We start from the raw sequence: 1333 nt of genomic DNA, 5'->3' as shown, positions 1-1333 counted from the left end.
GTAGGGGTACAAGAGAAACCACTGCCGTCTGAAGTGGCTAAATAATCAGGCATACCCTTTCAAGCCCATTCCATCGGAAAAACCACCATGCAAAATATTAACCTTTTGCAATACCTATTGACGAAAGAAGAAATCATGCGCTATAGTTTATTTGCATCTGCAAAATCAGATGTCAGGTCTGCAAAACCTACCAAGATTATCGCGACATATACACGCCGCGCGCGTGTTTTTTAATGTCGTAATCTAGCCACAATTCAATGGTGGACTGGATGAGGGAACCGAAAGGTTCACCGTCTGATAATCGCGGTTTTTGCAGCCTCGTTCAGTTCACCGCCTATTAGAACCTGCAAATTCTTGGCGGTGGTAATTTTAGATTATCAATGGAGGTCATATGACACTTCAATTATCCGCTATCACCCCTAAAGTTACTGTTCATAACGGCAAAGCTATTACCACGTCTCAAGATGTTGCTGATTACTTTGGCAAATTGCATAAAAATGTTATCCAAAAAATAGAATCCCTTGATTGTTCTAGAGAATTTATGACAGCTAACTTTTCAGCCGTCGCAGTAAAGATTCAAGCTGGTTTCAATAAGCGTGATTCCAAAGCTTATGAAATGACAAAAGACGGCTTCGTATTTTTGGTCATGGGATTCACAGGAAAGAAAGCAGCACAATTCAAGGAAGCCTACATTGCTGAATTTAACCGCATGGAAGTAAAGCTACATTCTGCACCTAAATACCACCCAAAAGCCGTAGAACGTTTTAACCATTCAGACACTCGTAACCTGACGCGTTTAGTCTGGTGTATGACAAATGGCTTCCGGTTTGAGCGTTCATGGAGTAATGCGTTGTGGCTGGCGTTGCGTGAAGTGACCGGCACGCCATCACCGGAGCGTTTTCAGGTAGCGCATATCCCCTTAATCGCTGACGAGTGCAGACGGATTTACTATATCACCGAGTCATTGCGCCAAATTATCAATGACGCAGAAAAACAGGTTATCAAACGACTTTTACGTAAGCGTGAAAATATCGATACCGTGTTAGCGGAGATCAAACAACTTTTTGAACAATTCCAGCATCAACAAATCGGGATAATCACCGCGCGTACCGATCACTGGTATGAAGGTGAATTGACCCACTTCCTGGAACGTCACTAATTAATCTCAACGCCCCTTTTTATAGGGGCAATCTTTCATCAATTTAAGTATTGAGAGATTTCTACATGCAAAAAGCAAAAATCCTGTCATCGGAGCGATTTCCGATGAACAACAACGTCCGGCGTTTACGCTATTTACAAAAATTAGAAGCGCTAAAGCGCAATGTTAATCAAC

Annotated in this window: 1 protein-coding gene; it reads left to right on the top strand. The window is 42.2% G+C overall.

The window, feature by feature from the left end:
• Positions 1-391 precede the first annotated feature (391 nt).
• A complete protein-coding gene (locus CBG25_RS13040; RefSeq protein WP_290607132.1) occupies positions 392-1159 on the top strand; it encodes a Rha family transcriptional regulator in 768 nt (255 codons plus the stop codon).
• The last annotated feature ends 174 nt before the right edge of the window (positions 1160-1333 follow it).

Origin of the sequence: Arsenophonus sp. ENCA, assembly GCF_002287155.1 — a bacterium.
Classification (GTDB): Bacteria; Pseudomonadota; Gammaproteobacteria; order Enterobacterales; family Enterobacteriaceae; genus Arsenophonus; species Arsenophonus nilaparvatae.
Note: the sequence above shows the minus strand (reverse complement) of the source record. Positions and strands in the feature narration are given on the sequence as shown.

What these genes read in the sequence shown, in the direction of transcription:
- CBG25_RS13040 (WP_290607132.1), top strand. Translation starts at nt 392, where the DNA reads ATGACACTTCAATTATCCGCTATCACCCCTAAAGTTACTGTTCATAAC.